Below are 13,796 nucleotides of genomic sequence, written 5' to 3' on the forward strand. Positions count from 1 at the left end.
ACAGTTATTGGGAAAAGCACACAAAAGTACGCTGGCCGGACACGGCATCGATGCCGAAACATTCTGATGTGTTAATCATCGGCGCCGGCTATACCGGACTTAATGCTGCCAAGACCCTAGCCGAGAGTTATCAACAACAAGTCACCGTTATTGATGCAAACCGGATTGCCTGGGGATGCTCCAGTCGTAATGCCGGCTTCGTGATGAAAAGTACCGGCCGCCTGGGTCTGTCACAATGGGCCGACCGGCTTGGTGACAAGACGGCAAAGGCTATCGCCGACGAACACCAGACAGCATTAGAGCTGGTGAAGCAGTGGATAAGCCAGTCTCCTGACCAATGTGATGTTCAGCGCGGCGGCTACATTAAGCTGGCACACCGAGCTAAAGCAATTGAGCCGTTACGGCAACAGTATCAGACCCTTAAACAGTTTAACCAGCCAGTGTCCTGGCTGTCCGGCGAACAGCTCAGTGAGCAGCTAAACAACCGCCATGCGCTGGCCGGACTCAAGTTTGATGACTGCGTTAGTGTTAACCCGTTAAAACTAGCTGCAGTGACTGCTCAGCAAACCGCTAAAGCTGGCGTCGACCTAGTGGAAAACTGTAGTGCGTTATCGGTAAAGCGGCTCGCTGACGGCTGGCAAGTAGAGACTACGGAAGGCGCTGTAAGCTGCAGCAAGTTGTTAATTTGTACCAACGCTTACACTGCTAATAAGTTAGTTCCCGCCTTAACAGGCCGCTCTCTTCCCGCCCTTTCCAGTATTATTACCACGCCGCCGCTAACGCAGCAGCAGTTGGCCGATACAGGCCTAACGCCGGCTCAATCTTATATGGATACGCGGATACTAAAATATTATTTCCGTTTACTACCGGATAACCGATTATTGATGGGCGGACGCGGAGCAATACGCGGTAAACAAGCCCACCATCCTAGTTACGCCAAGCAACTCCTAAAAGCGCTCAAGCAATCGTTCCCCGGACTAGCCACAATTGACCACTGGCAACACTTTTGGAGTGGCTGGGTTAGTGTGTCTTTAGATGACTACCCGCGAGTCGGGGCTATCGGCGACAATTTATATGCGGCTATGGGGTATTGCGGAGCTGGAGTCAGTTTTAGCAGCCTGGCAGGAAAACGGTTAGCGCAGGCAGCCATGGGTGAGGAGTTACCGCGACTGCCTTATTATCAAAGCCCGCTAAAACGTTTCCCTATGCCGTCCATGCGTCGTGTTGGTCAGTGGGCATACTATCATTATGCCCGCCTGACCGAATGAAGGAGCGCCATCGAAGCCGCTGTTTAAAGACCGAACACCGTTTTTTCGCTGTTTAGCATGCGACTAATAAATAAAGCTAATAGGTAAGCAAACACCAAGGTCGTTAATGCACTAACGCCAATTCCAAACCAGTTAACAGCTTCTCCACGAATCAGTGATAAAAATGCCTGGTGCTGACCCGTAAGTGGCAGGTAGTACAAAATAGGAGTTTTCAAACGGGCAAATTCAACACCAAAAGACGCAGCCATTGGAATGATTAACAAAAAGCTTATGTAAGTCTGTGCCTCTTTGAAGTTTTTCGCCCTAAATGACACAAACAGCTGCAACGTCGTCGCCAACAGCGCCAGCGGTATCAATAACACGAACATCAATATGATCATGAACGCTGAGAACTCGACACTCATACCGATTTCTTGTAATGGCACAAACTGAAAAATGACCGGTATTAAAATCAGTGACAAAGCTCCCCCAAATATCGCAAAGCTAGCTGCCGCCAATGTTTTACCCCAGACGATCGACTCGGTACTTAACGGTTGCGATAATAATAGCTCTAAAGAGTTGCGCTCTCTTTCACCGGCGCTAATATCAATAGCCACGTTCATTCCTGACCAAAAAACAGAAAGCAAAATAAACACCAAGACACTACCCATGATCAGTGCTGCTTTTGAACCTCGCGTAGCAACGTCCTGCTTACTTAGGTTAATGGGCTGTACCACTCGTGGGTCAAGCCCCCGTAGCAATAAACGATAGTTGGTAACCTTGGCCGCATAACTCTGGACCGCTCGTTCTACTCTTTTGATTTCCGTTTGTTGTTTTTGCGCTGACCAATCGGCTCTTAAAATGACAGTAACCGGTTCTGCTGACTTCAGCTGCTGGTCCCAGCTTTCGGGAATCGTTAACTTAATCGGATTAACGGTATCAGGCCACGGTTCCTGCCGCTGAACAACACCTTGAGTTTTAAGGTGTTCCACCAACTGAGGCGCGTGCTGTTTCCCGTCGATGGTAATCTCAACGTCGGAGGGGTCGGTCAGTTGATTGATTAAAAAGAAAAACGCAACGGCCATTAACATGGGCCCAAAAAATGCGTAAGACATTGCCGCCAATACCGAACGCTTATCACGAAGGGCATCACGAAATTCCTTTCGCCAAATGGTTACTATCTTACTCATTATGCTGCAATCCCCTCGTCGCTACCTATTATTTTGACAAACGCCTCTTCCAGCGCGGATTCGCCGGTCATCTCGCATAACTCTTCGGGGGTTCCCTCGGCGGCAACTCTACCATTTGCCATGACGACTACGCGGTCACATAGTGCGGCGACTTCTTGCATGACATGACTCGAAAACAAAATACAGGTGCCCTGCTGTCGCTGTTCTCGTAGTATATCTCGCAAAATACGAGTACTCATTACATCCAGTCCGCGGCTTGGTTCGTCTAAAATAAGATGCTTGGGGTCATGCACTAACGACTGCGCCAACGCGACTTTCATACGCTGACCCTGAGAAAACCCAGCTGATCGGCGGTCACTTAACGACTGCATATCGAGCTGTTCAATGACTTTATTAACTCGTTGTTCAAGGTGGTCGCCAGATAAGTTGTGCAGCGCCGCGAAATAAGTTAGCTGCTCGCGTACTGTCAGTCGTTCATATAAACCAAACTTATCGGGAAAAATGCCAATTTGCCGACGGGCGTTAATCGGATCCTGGTTCGCATCAATCTGGTTAATTAAAGCCTCGCCGCTTTGTGCCTGCAAAAGCCCGTAGATAATTCTTAAACAGGTTGTTTTACCTGCTCCGTTCGGACCCAACAAGCCAGTAATTTTCCCGTCGGGCGCAGAAAAGGTAAGTTTATCAAGCGCCTGGATATCCTTAAACGATTTACTAAGCTGTTTAACTTCAATCACGATTATAACCCCTCGCCGTTGACATTCAGCACGAACGGCTGTGGTATTCTATTTTTTAAACATTCGGCATTGAGTTGCTGCACGCTACCCTGCTCAATAAAATTAGCTATCAACGTATTGGCGCAGGTATGGCTCGCAATGGTATGACTTGCATGTTCAGCCACAATATGGCGACTGTTTGGCAACGTTCTCGCGGCGATATCTCCCCAGCGCGGCGGAGTTACAGGATCCTGCGTTCCCGATAGCAACAGAACAGGCTTTTCAGACTTTACTGGTTTGTCCCAGTCGTCAGCTACCGGCTTAGACTCCCAGCCCGCACATAGAGCCTTAAAAGCGTCACCAGTGCGGCCACCGATAAAATCGTTATTAGCGTCTTGTTGAAATAACGAATCAGTGGCTCGCGGTAAGTCCTCGCTACATACCACTGACAACATCAAACCAAGGTAAATTGAATTTTGCGTGGCAATGGTGGTACCACCCATCAGCCCTAAAACTGGTTTGAAATTATTTTTTGCGGCCGAGTGAATCGCGTAAGGTAATAATTGCCTCGTCATTGGGCTGTATAGTGCCATTCGAATGATAGAGCTAAACCGCCCTGGTGTTAGTCGAATGGTTAGTGGCTGATGAGACAACGGGTCGGTGGTTTCTAAAATGACTTGCTCATTGCCCAAACGACTCATAACTTGCTGATAGTCATCTCCCAGCTCGGGGAATGCGTCGCTGCACGACAGTTGCTGCTGGCAGTCTTCTAATAACTGGTCAAACGCAAGGCTACCGTGCAGCCCAAAGGGGCCAATAATCACCTGTGGGGGCGCCACTGCGTCCAAAGTCGCTGTGCGAACCGAGTCAGGATAGAGTTGTAGATATTTTAATGCCGCGCGCGAGCCATAAGAGCCGCCGTACAAATTAAATTGCTCAACGCCCAGTTCTTTGCGAACTCGTTCAAAGTCACGAATGCTGTTATGAGTTGAGTACTGTAAGGTATCAGTGTCAGAAAAATTGGCCAGACACTTGCGGGCAGTTTCAGTCAGATTCTGCTCTTCATCGGACTGAATGAGTTCATCGGCGTGCGATATGTCGCATTCCAAAGGATTACTTTTACCGGTGCCCCGTTGATCGATAAGCACAATATCCCGCTGCGGGCGGACAGCATCAAAGATGCGGGAAATCATTGGAGCAAGCTCGGTCGCAGCCTGTCCGGGCCCGCCGGCTAATATCAACAGAGGATCGGGTTTTGCACCCTCGCTAATAGCCGGCAAGATAGCGTAGTGGATCTTTATCTGCTTAGCGCCCGGTTGCTGATAGTTTTCCGGCACCGGTACATAACCACAGGTGAGTTGTTCCTGAATACCATCGATAAAACAGCTACCAGAAGACGGTTCCGCTAAATTATCTGGCGTGGCTTTGGCTACCGCCGACAACAACAATGCCATCGGTACAATGAGTATAAAGCTCCAACGAGTTCGCATTTTCTTTCCCTGTCAATATGCTGCTATTGAGTTATGTTACCCAGCCTGAACCATATAGCAAAGAAGTTATGCGGATTAATTGTTAGCAAATATGAAAAAGGCCTCCCGTAGGAAGCCTTTTTTCATTATTAAAACGTCTCGCCGTTAGTTAAAGGCCAGCACGCTCTTTAATTTCGCTTGCGATTTTGGTGCCGCCGTGGCCATTCGCTTGCGCCCATTCATAATCACCTGACGCTTTCAGATCTTCAACTGACAGGCGACCAACCATAAACGTGCCAATATCTGTTGAGCCATTGCTCATTGCGAACTGAAGCAGGCTTTGACCGTTACACTGAATACCAGAGTACACGTCGCGGATACGAACGCGTGAGTCACGAAGTTTCTTACGCATACGCATAGTGTCGTCGCCTTGCACGTAAGTACACAGACTTAACGCTAATTCATTTGCTTCTGCGGTTTTCGAATATGTTACCCCAGTCGCAGCAACCGCTGCAATCAGCGAGCCTAATAATAGTGCTTTCATTAATGTGACCTCTACCACTCATCAATTGCTCAAATTTTCATCAGAATGATACTACGATTTAACCCCATCATCAATGCCCTGTTTAACCCTAACTCTATGATATATTAACAATTTATTAACTTACCTTTTCGAGAATAAGGGTAGTATAGGCGGGCTGTTCTGGGCTACTGGGGGCAACTTCTTGCCGCTCAACCTCAACCCAATCAGCTATTTGAGTGTAGTCTGGGAAGTAAGTGTCGCCGGCAACATCCAGTTCGATTTTAGTAACATAAAGCCGGTCTGCATACGGCAAAAAAATTTCATAAATTTTTCCGCCACCAATAACCATGACCTCTTCCACCGGTCCGGCAGCCGCTAATGCCTGCTTAACCCCAGAGACCCAGACCACTTGATTATCCTGGCTTTCAGCAAGATGGGACTGACTTGATAAAACAATATTTTTACGGCCCGGTAAGGGTCGCCCCAAAGACTCAAAGGTTTTTCGCCCCATAACAATTGGCTTACCTAAGGTAATTTTTTTGAAATACTTTAATTCACCGGGGATATGCCAGGGCATTTTATTGTCTTTACCAATAACCCGATTATTAGCCATCGCGGCGACAAGTGAAACTTTCATTAAATCTCCTTTTTAGGCTTCGGCTACCCCTCTCGGTGTGGTGTGGGTCCTACGGCCGGTGTGGCTTGCAGCCTTCGGCGCAAGGGTTTAGGGGCTGCGCCCGTCAAACCAAGAGCGCAGCGACTCTACACCGGCCGTAGGCCCCAACCCGCGCAAAGCGCCCAACCCTGCCTTAGGCCCAAACCTGCGAGCGCAGCGAGCCCTAAGCTACCGTTCGTAAACGACTTCGACGTCGTAGTCGTCATCATCAAAATCATCATCGTCGTCATCGTCTTCGGCCTGCTCCATGGCCTCTTCATGATAACTATCCCATTTAAAGTCTACCGGGTCAGCCTCGGTGGCTCTTTCGGCTTCTTCGTGAGGCGACGGCATTGTCTCGATAAACGCCATAACATCACGACACAGTTTGTCCGTATCACGTCCTTCCAAAGCTGCAATTTGATAAACGGGGCCATCCCAATCCAGCTCTTTTACTAACGCATCGACAAGCTCCTGACGTTCTTCTTCAAGCACCAGATCAATTTTATTAATAACCAGCCAACGTGGTTTATCGGCCAATTTAGGACTGTACTTTTCCAGCTCATCAATAATAATTCGCGCTTGTTCGGCAGGGTCAGTTTCGTCGTAAGGCGCTAAATCCACTAAGTGCAACAATAACCGGCAACGTTCCAGGTGTTTTAAAAATTGAATGCCTAGCCCAGCTCCTTCTGCGGCGCCCTCAATCAAGCCAGGAATATCTGCGATAACAAAGCTCTGATGAGCAGCTGGACGCACGACACCAAGATTTGGCACTAGCGTTGTAAATGGGTAGTCAGCAACTTTTGGTTTGGCCGCGGAGACAGAGCGAATAAAGGTCGACTTACCAGCATTTGGCATACCCAGTAAGCCCACATCAGCTAGTAGCATTAACTCCAGCTTTAACTGCCTGATCTCGCCCGGGGTACCGTCTGTTTTTTTCCGCGGCGCACGGTTAACACTGCTTTTGAACCGTGTATTACCTAATCCGTGAAAGCCACCTTTAGCCACGATCAGACGTTGCCCGTGTCGGGTTAAGTCTCCCAGAACTTCCCCGGTATCCTGATCCATGGCACGCGTACCCGGAGGCACATACAAGGTTATATCTTCGCCACGTTTTCCAGTACAGTTTTTCCCCATACCGTTTTGCCCACGCTGGGCACGGTGAAACCGTTCAAAGCGGTAGTCAATTAGGGTATTGAGGTTTTCATCCGCTTCTAAATAAACATCGCCGCCATCACCGCCATCACCGCCGTCAGGGCCGCCTTTAGGAATATATTTTTCGCGGCGGAAGCTAATAGTACCATTACCGCCATCACCCGCTTCGACGCGGATCTCTGCTTCATCGACAAATTTCATTGATTACTTACTTTGGTTAAATGCTTTGTATAAAATTCTAGCACATATGAAAAAGCCCCGCCGATTTGGCAGGGCTTCTATAATCCGACGCTTAATTTAGAAAGCGACAGTTTATCGCAATTTATTAGTCAGAAACGACGCTAATATATTTACGATTTTTGCTGCCTTTTGTTTCAAAAGACACTTTGCCTTCGCTTGTCGCGAACAACGTGTGGTCTTTGCCCATACCTACGTTGCTACCAGCATGGAACTTAGTACCACGCTGACGAACCAGGATGTTGCCTGCTAAAACAGACTCTCCGCCGAAGCGCTTTACACCAAGACGTTTACTCTCTGAATCGCGACCGTTTTTAGTAGAACCACCAGCCTTTTTATGTGCCATGTCGTTACTCCTTAATTAGCTGTTGATACCAGTGATTTTCACTTCTGTGAACCACTGACGGTGACCTTGTTGAGTACGAGAGTGCTTACGACGACGGAACTTGACGATTTTTACTTTATCGCCACGACCGTGATCGACAATCTCTGCCTTCACTTTGCCACCTGATACGAACGGAGCACCGATTTTTACATCGCTGCCGTCTGAAACCATCAAAACCTGGTCGAATTCAACTACGTCTCCGGTAGCTGCTTCCAGTTTTTCCAGGCGGACGATTTGGCCTTCAGTCACACGGTGCTGCTTACCGCCACTTTGGAATACTGCGTACATAGTAATCTCCACAACCCTTATGGGCATCCGAATTTAAATCAGGCCGCGAATTGTACGCAAAAGCTAAAATGAACGCAAGCAGTTATTTCGGCTATTTGCCCGCGTGGCGGGCGGCTTTTTGCTCGCTCCGCTCGCGGCTATTTACAACGGCGCTACGCTTGTTAAGGCTGTTTCGAGCAAAGCAATGTCGTAAATAGCCGGCGCAAGGCGTCAAACAGCCACTTGCGCAGCAAGGTAAATAGCCTTACACACTTTCAGTGTTAAGCGAAAGTGTGTACTATGTCGGCTCCGTTAAATTTTGTAAAAAAACAGATAGCTATGATGGATATGCAGTCCATTAATGCGTTAGCCAAGCAAGACATGCTGGGTGTTAATGCGCTAATTGGTGAACAACTTACGTCGGACGTGGCGTTAATTAATCAGCTTGGGCTTTATATCGTTAATAGTGGCGGCAAACGTTTACGCCCTTTATTAACGGTTATCGCGGCCCGCGCTCTAGGCTACGACGGCGACCACCACCACAAGCTGGCAGCGATTATTGAATTCATTCATACCGCTACTCTCCTGCACGATGATGTCGTTGATGAATCAGAGCTCCGGCGCGGCCGCAAAACCGCTAATGCCGTATTTGGTAACGAAGCATCGGTGTTGGTGGGCGACTTTCTATATACTCGCGCGTTCCAAATGATGGTACAGCTGGATTCCCTGGAAATACTGAGTATTTTAGCTGATGCCACCAACATTATTGCCGAGGGTGAGGTTCTGCAGTTAATGAACTGCAATGAACCGGACACGTCTGAAACCCAGTATTTTGAAGTGATTTACGGTAAAACCGCAAAACTATTCGAAGCTGCAACTCAGCTTGCCGGAATCCTCACCAAACAACCATCTGCAATTACCGCTTCGATGGCCGACTATGGCCGCTACCTAGGTACCGCGTTTCAATTGGTCGATGACTTGCTGGACTATACGGCTGATACAGAGACTATGGGGAAAAATGCCGGTGACGATTTAGCCGAAGGCAAACCGACTTTACCGCTGCTTTACGCCATGTGGCATGGCAATGAGACAGAACAACAGTTGATTCGAAAAGCAATCGAAAATGGTGATGGACGTGAGCACTTACAAACGGTGCTTAGCGCAATGGAGAGAACTGGCGCCCTAACTTACACTAGAGATAAAGCCTTAGAAGCAGCCCAACAGGCAAAAAATGCGTTGGCTGATATTCCGGAATCTGATTACAAACAAGCGTTGTTATCGTTGGCTGATTTATCGGTGAATCGAATTAATTAGCGGTGTGGGGCTCCGCCGGTTTAGGCCTTCGGCGGTTTAGGCGCTTCGCGCGTTAAACCCTCGCGCCGAGGGCAGCAAGCTACACCGCGAGTACGTAGCACGAGCCCAAACCGGCCGAAGGCCCCAAAACGCCGATTATTTAACGAATTCAACACCCTTCTGGATATCGCCTTTCAGGCCATCCAGCATGTCATCCATGCACTTTTTCTCGAAGGCACTGATGTCGCCATACGGCAGAACTTCTTCTGCGCCGTTTTTTCCAAGACGTACTGGCTGCGCGAAGAAAGTCGCGTGATCGCCAGGTCCTTCAACATAGGTGCACTCAATAGTGTCCTGACCTTGCAAGCCTTTAACTAACGACAAGCAGAACCGAGCCGCTGCCTGACCCATTGATAAGGTTGCTGAACCGCCGCCCGCTTTTGCTTCTACAACTTCAGTGCCGGCGTTTTGAATACGGTGTGTTAAGTCTTTAATCTCTTGCTCCGTAAACTCAACATTCTCTACCTGGGATAGTAATGGCAGAATCGTTGTACCACTGTGCCCACCAATAACCGGAACATTCACGTTCTCAGGATTTAAACCACGCAATTCAGCAACGAATGCTTCTGAACGGATAACATCCAGTGTTGTTACCCCAAACAGACGACGTTTGTCGTAACAACCATTGTTCTGCAGAACTTGTTTGGCAATTGGAACCGTTGTGTTTACCGGGTTAGTGATAATACCAACACAGGCGTTTGGACAATTGTCAGCAACACCCTGAACCAGGTTTTTTACAATACCGGCGTTCATGTTAAACAAGTCAGAACGGTCCATCCCAGGTTTACGCGGGACACCTGCTGGAATCAAAACGATATCGCTGCCAACAAGTGCTGACGCTAAATCGTCTTTGCCGAAGCCCTGAACTTTGACGTCCGTAGGAATGTGACTTAGATCAACAGCCACTCCTGGTACTACTGGTGCTACGTCGTATAAAGATAACTCAGTACCCGCTGGTAATTGAGTTTTTAGAAGTAATGATAATGCCTGGCCGATACCACCGGCCGCACCTAATACGGCTACTTTCATCTCAGACTCCATTTGACTGTTTGATAAGGTATTGCATAAAGATAGAATAGTTATGCAATATTTGGCGCAAAACTGTACTCTAATAGGGTAAAAATTACAAATTTAAACGACAGCTCGGGAAACTCGATAAACCATGACTCAAGAGAAACTACTCGACGCTTTTAAAGCGTTACTTAAAGAAGAACGCTACGGCTCACAGACCGAAATTGTAAACACCCTTAAAGCTCAGGGCTTTAATAATGTCAGTCAGTCTAAGGTTTCGCGAATGCTCAGCAAACATGGTGCCGTGCGAACCAGGAATGCGAAACAAGAAATGGTCTACTGTTTACCCTCGGAGATTAGCGTACCCTCTGCAAAAGCGCCATTAAACCAACTGGTACTGGATATTCAGCATAATGATGTCATGATCATCATTCGCACCAGTCCCGGCGCCGCTCAGTTAATCGCGCGATTACTCGACTCGGTCGGTAAGAAAGAAGGCGTACTTGGCACCATTGCTGGTGACGACACTATTTTCATCGCGCCGCTAAAAGTCTCTGAAATTGACTTTACCTTAAATAAGGTTAAAGAGTTGTTTGCCACTCACTCGGTAGTATCCGAACCCTGATTATGCTCCGGCTGCGCCGGATAGCTGTGCTGGTTTAAAAAGTCCGGCGATGGCACAAAAAAACTGGCGTTGGTCACTGCTTGGGTATAATCAAGCAACGGGTCGTAATTACCCTGCTCGTCTTCGTAATAACGCTGCTTTAACCAGTCGTTCACTGCTTTAGGCTGTTGGCTTAAGTAAAGAGCTAATAACCCTTGCTCACGCAGGTCGCCCCAGGGCATATTTTGTCGTAGCAACGGAATGGGCTGCTCATCGTCGCTTATCAAACGAGTCTTACTGGCGTGTGTAACACCTTCTATTTCAGCTTCCGGAAGTCGCTCGCCAGTCACTTTATCACGACCCATTATTTGCTGCTGTCTATCGCCGCCCAAATGGTCCCAGTGGCGCAAGTCATGCCGAAATTTTTGTAACAACAAATAGCTGCCGCCGGCAAACTCCTGATCCTGCTCTTTATCTAACAGGGCTACTGCCCGTTTTCGCAGGCCCTTAGGATTATCCGGAGCGTCGATGAAGCCCGTTAAATCACGCCCGTCGAGGTAGCGAAAAGTGCGTAGTTGATCGACTACCTCAATATCATAACCAAGCCATTCTAATAGCGTTCGGCCAGCCAGGTAGTTGGCATCAAATCGATCTGAGCGAATTTGCAGTAGCAGGTCAAAAGGTTGTCGCGGTGCTTCTCGGTCAGCTTGCTGAAGCTCGGGAAAGCGATGTAAATAGACAGGCTTAGTTTCCGGATAAATGACATCCCAATAGTCGGCTCCTATAGCAACAAAGCCATTCAACATGGATTCCGAAAAGCGGTCATCTAATTCGGTAATGATCGCCGGGATACGTGCTAATTTTCGCCGCATCGAGTCGACATCGTCAGTCATCACATTACAGAATAACGTTAACCCGTGCAGATTAGGTTCGGCGCAAACGCCTGATTGTGCTTTAAGCAAACTGTTTCCCCGTTATTTTTATAGTATCTGCGACATCTTGTGCGGTTTTTCAGTTCTTTTACATTGCCGTTCACTGCAGGCATTATAGAATGCCTGTACGTACCACTGCTTCGCAAGGAAAATTTATGCGTAAAACGATTATCGCTTTAGCGGTTATGTCACTGGCCGCTTGTGCCACTCAACCGAATAATACGTCTACTGTTCAAACAACTAACAATAACGCGGTAACGGCTAGCTCACAATCGGAGCAGTTTCATCAGTTAGCCGATAGCATCTGGGAGACGTTGTCCGAGTCTGATGATACCGCCCTGGATGACATGTCGCCAGAAGCGCTTGAACAACGCTACCAGCGTGATAGCCAATGGCTTGAAAAGCTAGACGCAATAGCCGTAGAGCAGCTATCCAAACAAGACCGTATTAATCACGCAATGATTCATTATGTGGTTAAAAACAAAGTGGATAACTACCGATTTAAAGCTCACCTGATGCCGCTTACTGCCGAAGGCTCATTTCACAGTCGGCTTGCCTTTTTGCCAAGCTACACACGTTTTGCAGAAAAGCAGGACTATCTTGATTACATCGCCAAACTGAGTACCGTTAACCGTTATATGAAACAGCAGGTTAATTGGTTAAGAGAGGCTATTGAGCAAGGTTACACCCAGCCTCAGGCAGCAATGGCCGGGTTTGAAGAGAGTATTCTTGCTTATATTGTGCAGGATGCCGAAGACAGCGTCTTCTTTGATCCCTTTGAGCGCCAGCCAAAATTTGTTGACGACGACAACTGGCAAGAATTGAAAGAGCAAGCTAAGCAAATCATTGATGAGCAAATAATGCCTGCTTACGACAGCTACTTTAGCTTTATGGTTGGTGAGTACTTACCAAGTTCTCGCGAGACGGTTGGAGCATCTGCACTGCCAAACGGCGATGCGTTTTACAAAAACCGTATTGAACACTACACCACAACCGACTTAAGCGCCTCCGAAATTCATCAAATTGGACGACAAGAAGTTGCCCGAATCCGTGCCGAAATGCTGGAAGTTATCGAGGAATCAGGGTTTGACGGTAATTTTGATGAGTTTGTTGAGTTTTTAAGAACTGACGAACAGTTTTACCCGGAAACTGCGGAAGAACTGCTAAAAGAAGCTGCTTATATTTCCAAGAAGATGGATGGTAAATTGCCTGGCTTATTTAAGACTCTGCCTCGCAAACCATACGGTGTCGCTCCGGTCCCTGCCGAGATAGCTCCTAAATACACTACCGGCCGCTACAGTGGCTCGAATCGTGACGATCGCGCTGGCTTCTACTGGGTCAATACCTACGCCCTCGATCGTCGCCCATTGTATCAAATGGAAGCCCTGACTCTGCACGAAGCAGTTCCAGGCCACCATCTACAAAATGCGTTGGCTGGCGAAATGAAAGATGTTCCTGAATATCGGCAGCAGACCTATATTTCAGCATTTGGTGAAGGCTGGGGACTGTATTCGGAATACCTTGGTATCGAGGCAGGTTTCTACCAAGACCCATACAGTGATTTTGGCCGGCTAAGTTATGAAATGTGGCGGGCCGCTCGGTTAGTCGTTGATACCGGAATGCATGCGATGGGCTGGAGCCGGCAGCGAGCCATAGACTTTATGGCGGACAACACAGCGCTGTCTTTGCACAACGTAACCACCGAAATTGATCGTTACATCACTTGGCCGGGACAAGCGTTGTCCTATAAATTAGGCGAGTTAACCATAAAACGGCTACGCACGAATGCCGAGGAACAGTTAGGTAATGATTTTGATATCCGCGAATTCCACGATGCTATTTTAGAAAATGGCAGTGTGCCGCTCGATATTTTAGAGGCACACATTAACGACTGGATTAAACAACAAAAACAACAATAAATCGCTCCTGAAACCAGTAACGTGCTAAACGCACGTTACTGGCCATTCACCCTATTTATTACCCGAATACCTCAATGCCATGGGCATTTGCCAGCAAAATCCGTATAATGCGCGCCACTAGTGAACCGCCATCATT

14 protein-coding genes are annotated in these 13,796 nt (G+C 48.0%); 4 read left to right on the plus strand and 10 right to left on the minus strand.

Features of this window, described 5'->3' with window-relative positions; translation table 11 throughout:
- Nucleotides 1-50: 50 nt before the first annotated feature.
- On the plus strand, nt 51-1,268 hold the full coding sequence (locus CWI81_RS06825) for an NAD(P)/FAD-dependent oxidoreductase (RefSeq protein WP_241970378.1): 1,218 nt from the start codon (nt 51-53) through the stop codon (nt 1,266-1,268).
- A 23-nt stretch (nt 1,269-1,291) separates the two neighbouring features.
- Here the strand turns inward: CWI81_RS06825 and CWI81_RS06830 are convergent, their stop codons facing one another.
- The 8 genes from CWI81_RS06830 to rplU all read right to left on the minus strand — a co-directional run bounded on the left by CWI81_RS06830 (nt 1,292) and on the right by rplU (nt 7,862).
- Nucleotides 1,292-2,437 (minus strand): ABC transporter permease, encoded by a 1,146-nt coding sequence (locus CWI81_RS06830; RefSeq protein ID WP_126784570.1) that lies wholly within the window; start codon nt 2,435-2,437, stop codon nt 1,292-1,294.
- Nucleotides 2,437-3,171, minus strand: coding sequence for an ABC transporter ATP-binding protein (locus tag CWI81_RS06835; protein WP_126784571.1), 735 nt, complete (start codon nt 3,169-3,171; stop codon nt 2,437-2,439). Before CWI81_RS06835 ends, CWI81_RS06830 begins: the two co-directional genes overlap by 1 nt.
- Nucleotides 3,172-3,173: 2 nt before the next feature.
- A complete protein-coding gene (locus CWI81_RS06840; RefSeq protein ID WP_241970379.1) occupies nt 3,174-4,640 on the minus strand; it encodes an alpha/beta hydrolase in 1,467 nt (488 codons plus the stop codon).
- 148 nt (nt 4,641-4,788) lie between these two features.
- Entirely contained in the window at nt 4,789-5,163 is a 375-nt protein-coding gene (locus CWI81_RS06845) for a DUF3718 domain-containing protein (protein ID WP_126784572.1), read from the minus strand.
- A gap of 115 nt (nt 5,164-5,278) precedes the next feature.
- Nucleotides 5,279-5,779, minus strand: coding sequence for a type 3 dihydrofolate reductase (gene folA / locus CWI81_RS06850; protein WP_126784573.1), 501 nt, complete (start codon nt 5,777-5,779; stop codon nt 5,279-5,281).
- Nucleotides 5,780-5,986: 207 nt separating this feature from the next.
- Nucleotides 5,987-7,153, minus strand: a complete 1,167-nt coding sequence (gene cgtA / locus CWI81_RS06855; protein ID WP_126784574.1) for an Obg family GTPase CgtA — start codon at nt 7,151-7,153, stop codon at nt 5,987-5,989.
- Between the two features lie 124 nt (nt 7,154-7,277).
- On the minus strand, nt 7,278-7,535 hold the full coding sequence (rpmA, locus tag CWI81_RS06860; protein ID WP_126784575.1) for a 50S ribosomal protein L27: 258 nt from the start codon (nt 7,533-7,535) through the stop codon (nt 7,278-7,280).
- 15 nt (nt 7,536-7,550) lie between these two features.
- The gene (rplU, locus tag CWI81_RS06865; protein ID WP_126784576.1) at nt 7,551-7,862 is read right to left on the minus strand and encodes a 50S ribosomal protein L21; all 312 of its coding nucleotides are present in this window, start codon (nt 7,860-7,862) and stop codon (nt 7,551-7,553) included.
- Nucleotides 7,863-8,183: 321 nt separating this feature from the next.
- Between rplU and ispB the strand changes: the two genes are divergently transcribed.
- Complete coding sequence (gene ispB / locus CWI81_RS06870; protein WP_126785002.1) at nt 8,184-9,155, plus strand: octaprenyl diphosphate synthase; 972 nt, start codon at nt 8,184-8,186, stop codon at nt 9,153-9,155.
- A gap of 135 nt (nt 9,156-9,290) precedes the next feature.
- On the opposite strand, the gene mdh is transcribed toward ispB, so the two are convergent.
- Nucleotides 9,291-10,223 (minus strand): malate dehydrogenase, encoded by a 933-nt coding sequence (mdh, locus tag CWI81_RS06875; RefSeq protein ID WP_126784577.1) that lies wholly within the window; start codon nt 10,221-10,223, stop codon nt 9,291-9,293.
- A gap of 133 nt (nt 10,224-10,356) precedes the next feature.
- Here mdh and argR point away from each other — a divergent pair, with 133 nt between their 5' ends.
- Entirely contained in the window at nt 10,357-10,830 is a 474-nt protein-coding gene (gene argR / locus CWI81_RS06880; protein ID WP_126784578.1) for a transcriptional regulator ArgR, read from the plus strand.
- Here argR and CWI81_RS06885 read toward each other — a convergent pair.
- Entirely contained in the window at nt 10,806-11,771 is a 966-nt protein-coding gene (locus CWI81_RS06885; protein WP_126784579.1) for a Dyp-type peroxidase, read from the minus strand. The genes argR and CWI81_RS06885 overlap by 25 nt on opposite strands.
- A gap of 125 nt (nt 11,772-11,896) precedes the next feature.
- Between CWI81_RS06885 and CWI81_RS06890 the strand changes: the two genes are divergently transcribed.
- On the plus strand, nt 11,897-13,660 hold the full coding sequence (locus tag CWI81_RS06890; RefSeq protein ID WP_126784580.1) for a DUF885 domain-containing protein: 1,764 nt from the start codon (nt 11,897-11,899) through the stop codon (nt 13,658-13,660).
- Nucleotides 13,661-13,796 lie beyond the last annotated feature (136 nt).

This window comes from Idiomarina seosinensis (assembly GCF_003987275.1).
GTDB classification, from domain to species: domain Bacteria; phylum Pseudomonadota; class Gammaproteobacteria; order Enterobacterales; family Alteromonadaceae; genus Idiomarina; species Idiomarina seosinensis.